This is a genomic window from Mesorhizobium sp. M7A.F.Ca.US.005.03.2.1, from assembly GCF_003997795.1.
GTDB classification, from domain to species: domain Bacteria; phylum Pseudomonadota; class Alphaproteobacteria; order Rhizobiales; family Rhizobiaceae; genus Mesorhizobium; species Mesorhizobium ciceri.
The window spans coordinates 1-5,090 of the sequence record NZ_RZRP01000451.1 but is presented as its reverse complement, the minus strand read 5'-3'; the positions used below and the strand labels follow the sequence as shown (position 1 = coordinate 5,090).

Annotated in this window: 7 protein-coding genes; 6 read left to right on the top strand and 1 reads right to left on the bottom strand. The window is 61.7% G+C overall.

The window, feature by feature from the left end:
• The 3 genes from EN991_RS22730 to EN991_RS22720 form a co-directional block, all read left to right on the top strand.
• Positions 1-199 (top strand): energy transducer TonB (locus EN991_RS22730; RefSeq protein ID WP_164769301.1); only part of this gene is annotated, 199 nt, incomplete at its 5' end.
• A 40-nt stretch (positions 200-239) separates the two neighbouring features.
• Positions 240-1,550: a Tol-Pal system beta propeller repeat protein TolB gene (tolB, locus tag EN991_RS22725; protein WP_013529148.1), complete on the top strand. Its 1,311-nt coding sequence runs from the start codon at positions 240-242 to the stop codon at positions 1,548-1,550.
• Between the two features lie 31 nt (positions 1,551-1,581).
• Positions 1,582-1,845 carry a four helix bundle protein gene (locus EN991_RS22720; protein ID WP_245461043.1) on the top strand — a complete coding sequence of 88 codons (264 nt, stop codon included), beginning with the start codon at positions 1,582-1,584 and terminating at the stop codon, positions 1,843-1,845.
• Positions 1,846-1,933: 88 nt separating this feature from the next.
• Here the strand turns inward: EN991_RS22720 and EN991_RS39960 are convergent, their stop codons facing one another.
• Positions 1,934-2,170 (bottom strand): hypothetical protein, encoded by a 237-nt coding sequence (locus tag EN991_RS39960; RefSeq protein ID WP_164767832.1) that lies wholly within the window; start codon positions 2,168-2,170, stop codon positions 1,934-1,936.
• A 33-nt stretch (positions 2,171-2,203) separates the two neighbouring features.
• Here EN991_RS39960 and pal point away from each other — a divergent pair, with 33 nt between their 5' ends.
• The 3 genes from pal to tilS all read left to right on the top strand — a co-directional run.
• Positions 2,204-2,710: a peptidoglycan-associated lipoprotein Pal gene (pal, locus tag EN991_RS22715; RefSeq protein WP_013529149.1), complete on the top strand. Its 507-nt coding sequence runs from the start codon at positions 2,204-2,206 to the stop codon at positions 2,708-2,710.
• A gap of 220 nt (positions 2,711-2,930) precedes the next feature.
• Positions 2,931-4,040, top strand: a complete 1,110-nt coding sequence (gene ybgF, locus EN991_RS22710; RefSeq protein WP_127369594.1) for a tol-pal system protein YbgF — start codon at positions 2,931-2,933, stop codon at positions 4,038-4,040.
• A gap of 57 nt (positions 4,041-4,097) precedes the next feature.
• The coding region (tilS, locus tag EN991_RS22705) for a tRNA lysidine(34) synthetase TilS (protein WP_127369593.1) at positions 4,098-5,090 on the top strand (993 nt) is incomplete at its 3' end.

Below are 5,090 nucleotides of genomic sequence, written 5' to 3'. Positions count from 1 at the left end.
GTTCAACTTGGATGCATCCGGTAAGCTGGACGGGCGCCCGGCGGTCGAAAAGTCGAGCGGGAATCGCCAGTTCGACGAAAGTGCCGTTCGTGCGGTGCAAAAATGCGATGTCACCGGCCTGCAAGTTCCCGCCGGCAAGCAGGACATCTGGGCCGACGTCCGCGTCACCTTCGATCCAAGGGAGATGCTCGGCCTCTAAGGCCCTGTCATCCGAAAATCAGTACGAGAAGCGAGAAGACATGAAATCAATCCTCAAGCCGCTCCTGATGGTCGCAGCAATGGCGATGGGCATGACCGCGGCAGGCACGTTGCCGGCGCTGGCGCTCGTCGAGCTCAACGTCAACAAGGGCAACGTCGAGCCGCTGCCGATCGCCATCACGGATTTCCAGGGCGGCGACGCGCTTGGGGCGCAGATTTCGCAGATCGTCACCGCCGATTTGAAGCGTTCGGGTCTGTTCGCTCCGATCGACAAGAGCGCCTTTATCGAGAAAATCACCAACCCCGATGCAGCACCGCGCTTCGACGACTGGAAGGTGATCAACGCGCAGGCGCTGGTCACGGGCAGCGTCAGCAAGGAAGCCGACGGCCGCATCCGCGCCCAGTACCGATTGTGGGATACCTTTGCCGGCCAGCAGATGGCTGGCGAGCAGTTCTTCGCCAACGACGCCAATCAGCGGCGTGTCGCCCATATCATCGCCGACGCCATCTATGAGCGGCTGACCGGCGAAAAAGGCTATTTCGACACCCGCGTCGTCTTCATCGACGAATCCGGAGCCAAGAATGCGCGCAAGAAGCGCCTCGCGATCATGGACCAGGACGGCGCCAACGTCCGCTATCTTTCGGACGGCAGGTCGATCGTGCTGACGCCGCGTTTCTCGCCGAACCGGCAGGAAATCACCTACATGTCCTATGAAAGCGGCCAGCCGCGGGTCTATCTGCTGCAGATCGAGACCGGCCAGCGCGAACTGGTCGGCAATTTCCCCGGCATGACCTTTGCGCCGCGCTTTTCGCCCGACGGCCAGAAGGTGATCATGAGCCTGCTGCGCGACGACGGCAATTCCAACATCTTCGCCATGGACCTGCGCAGCCGCTCGACGACGCGGCTGACCAACTCGACCGCCATCGACACCTCGCCATCCTATTCGCCCGACGGCAGCAAGGTGGTGTTCACCTCCGACCGTGGCGGCCGCGCACAGATCTACGTGATGGGCGCCGACGGTTCGGGCCAGACCCGCATCTCCTTTGGCGACGGCGTCTATTCGACACCGGTCTGGTCGCCGCGCGGCGACCTGATTGCCTTCACCAAGCAGACCGGCGGCGAATTCCAGATCGGCGTCATGAAGACCGATGGATCGGGTGAGCGCATCCTCTCCTCCGGCTTCCAGCAGGAGGGACCGACCTGGGCGCCGAATGGCCGCGTGCTGATGTTCTTCCGCGATTCCGCCGGTGGCCCCAAACTGGTTTCGGTCGATCTGACCGGACGCAACGAGCAATCGATCCCGACGGCGAACTTCGCTTCGGACCCTGCCTGGTCGCCGCTGCTGGAGTAAGAGACGAACTGGGGAATTGAAGAACTGAAGAATGGAGAAGGCGGGCGGCTACATCAAGCGTGCGAAGGATCTAGAGGTTTATAAGCGCGCTTATGTGGTCTCTCTTGGCGTGCATAAAGCTACGCTCGCTTTCCCGAAAATGGAGCAATACGCACTGGCTGATCAGTTGCGCCGCTCCAGCAAGGGAATCTGCGCCAATTTGGCTGAGGGATTTGCCAAGCAGACTCACTCCAAACCCGAATTCGCGCGGTTCATTTCGATGGCAATGGGGTCATGCAGCGAAGTGGAGACGTGAATTTCCTATGCGTTCGACCTTGGATACATCAGCCAGGCACAACACGACGATTGGCTGCGATCCTATGCCCATATCTACGGCATGCTGATCAATCTGAGAGAAAAGCTGAAGTGAATTCTCTCTTCAGTTCCTCAATTCCCCAACTCTTCAATTCCTCTTTTCCATCTCTTTGTCGCGTTTTGGCCGTATTTCCGCCTAGGGTCCGCGCCAACTGTGGCTCATGGCCAATGGCTGCGGACGGGCAGCTTAAACCAAAATTTAACCGTGTTTCTTGAATGCCGGTTAACCCAAACGTGGTTACTGGGTGATCAACGAAATCACTCAAATTAGACCACTCGAATTACGAAGGAGAGGCGGCATGGGCCGTATTGCAGCACTTACCAGAAACCCGGTCATGATCGCGCTGGTGGCGATGCTCGCCATCGCCGGTTGCGCCTCGAAAAAGACGCCGAACAACGCGGCCGATCTTGGCCTTAACGGCGCCGGCGCCGCAACACCCGGATCGGCGCAGGACTTCACCGTCAACATTGGCGACCGCATCTTCTTCGATACGGACTCGACCTCGATCCGTGCCGACGCGCAGACGACGCTCTCGCGCCAGGCACAGTGGCTGAACCAGTACAAGCAGTATGCCATCGTCGTCGAAGGCCATGCCGACGAACGCGGAACGCGCGAATACAATCTGGCGCTCGGCGCCCGCCGCGCAGCCGCTACCCGTGACTTCCTTGTCGCCAAGGGCGTCTCGGCCAGCCGTCTCAAGACCATTTCCTACGGCAAGGAACGTCCGGTCGCGGTTTGCGACGACATCTCTTGCTGGTCGCAGAATCGCCGCGCGGTCACTACGCTTAGCGGCGCTGGCTCCTGAGGCATCATGGACCGGCGCGTCAAAGGACGCGTGGCCGTCTAGCGGTAAAAATGCAACATACTTGTGCGAAAGGCGGCCTTGGGGCCGCCTTTTTCATATCCGGATGCCCGAAACAAAATTTGGCCGAAGTCTCGGCTCCTGCTATGAGCCGAGGGCGCTTGGCTGGTCCCATTCTGATTGGAAGGCGCGGACAAGCTAACGAAATCACTGCGAGAGGCACATGCATTTGAGATCGGTTCTGAGCGGCACGCTTGCGCTGCTGCTCCTATCAGGCGTCACCGCCCTGGCTAGCGGCACCGGGGCGAGCGGCACAGGGCAATCAACCGACAGCGGCTTTACCTTCCATCTTCCCAGTATCGAATTGCCCGGCTTTTTTGGTCAAAAGAAGAAACCGGACCAGATTCAGCTGGTGCAGTCCGATCCTACCGCTGTCACCAGCCTGGAAGAGCAGCTGCGGCAGATGAACGGCAAGATCGAGGAACTCAATTTCCAGGTCCTGCAAATGCAGGAGCAGATCCGCAAGCAGCAGGAAGATAATGAATTCCGCTTCCAGCAGCTGGAAGGTGGCGGCACGCAAGGCGGGCAGCCGCCGGCGCAGAAGAAATCGGACGCCACCACCGGCACCGACAACAACGTGGCGGCGGCCCCGGCAACACGGGCGCCGGCCGATGCCGGCGCCGAGCCCGCCAACGATCAATCGGCAGGCGGCAAGACGGTCGATGACGTCATCGTCGAATCTCCGGATGGCGACCCCGGCAAGGTTATTCCCGGTACGGGAGCGCCGGAAAAGACCTTCGGCAGCATCACCGTCGACAAGAACGGCAATGTCATCGATGCCGGCGGCAACACACAATCGACCGCGCCGGCGCAGGATACCGCGCCAGTCGCCGGGGCGGCGCCCAAGGCCGGCAAATCCGATACGGTGGTCGCGGCGTTGCCCGCCACCAACAATCCGGAAGAGCTCTACCGCAACTCATACCAGTTCATCCTCTCGGGCGACTACGGCACCGCCGAGCAGGGTTTTCGCGACCACATCGCCCGCTTCCCCAAGGATGCGAAAGCAGCGGACGCGCATTACTGGCTGGGCGAGTCATTGCTCGGCCAGCAGAAATACCGCGATGCGGCCGAGACGTTCCTTGCCGCCAGCAAGGACTACCCCAAGGCCAAGAAAGCTCCCGACATGTTGCTGAAGCTCGGCGTGTCGCTGGTCGGCCTCAAGCAGCATGACGTTGCCTGCGCCACTTTCAGCGAGGTCGGCAAGCGCTACCCCGATATTTCCAGCGCGCTCAAGGAACGCGTCAAGCAGGAGAAGGCTCTGGCTGCCTGCTGATCCTTGTCATACATGTCGTTGTCCTGAAACCGGGATCACTTTTGGGCGACATGCATCATGCTCGACACCGAGCCGGACCTTTCGACTAACCCTTTTTCGCATATCGATTTTACCAGCGGCGCTGTTGCGGCCGTGTCCGGCGGCAGCGACTCGACCGCCCTGCTCCTTCTTCTCAAACACCATCTCGAACGTAGGGCGCCGGCAACCAGGCTGCTGGCGGTGACGATCGACCACGGTTTGCGGTCCGGTTCGGCTGCGGAAGCGCAAACAGTGGCGAAGCTGTGCGCCAGGCTCGGAATTTCACACCGCATCCTGACATGGTCGGGTCCAAAGCCATCGACCGGTCTGCCCGCCGCCGCTCGCGAGGCGCGCTACCGGCTGCTAGCCGAGGCGGCACAAGCGGAAGGCATCGGCATGATCCTCACCGGCCATACCGCCGACGACCAGGCGGAAACGGTGCTGATGCGGCACGCGCGGGACGAGGGCCAAGGCCATGCCGGAATGGCCGGCCGGGGACTTGCCGGCATGGCACCGGCCACCCTCTATGACTGGCGCATCTGGATCGTGCGGCCGCTCCTCGGCGTGCGGCGCGCGGTATTGCGCGACGTCCTGCGCCGTCAAAATGTCGGCTGGGCTGACGATCCGACCAATGTCGACGCGGCTTTCGAGCGGCCGCGTGTGCGGGCCGCACTTGCCGGCGAGAGTGTCGAGCATGTGAAGGGCATGTTGATGCTCGCGGGCCAGGCCGCCCTCGAGCGCAGGCAGCTTGGCGCCAGCGCAGCCGGTTTGATCGATGGCTTCGCCAGCCAGCCAGCCATCGGCCTCATCCGCCTCGACCCGTGCCTGCTCGTCACCGGAGGAGAGCAGGCGGCCATCTATGCGTTGCGCATCCTTCTGGCCACGACCGGCGGGATTGCCTTCGTGCCGGATCAGGCCCGCAGCGAGGCTCTGTTCGGTCGGCTGAGGGCTGGATTTCTTTGCGCCACATTGTCGCGGACGGTTGTCGATTCCCGGCGCTCCGGCATATTCCTGCGCCGCGAGGCGCGCGGA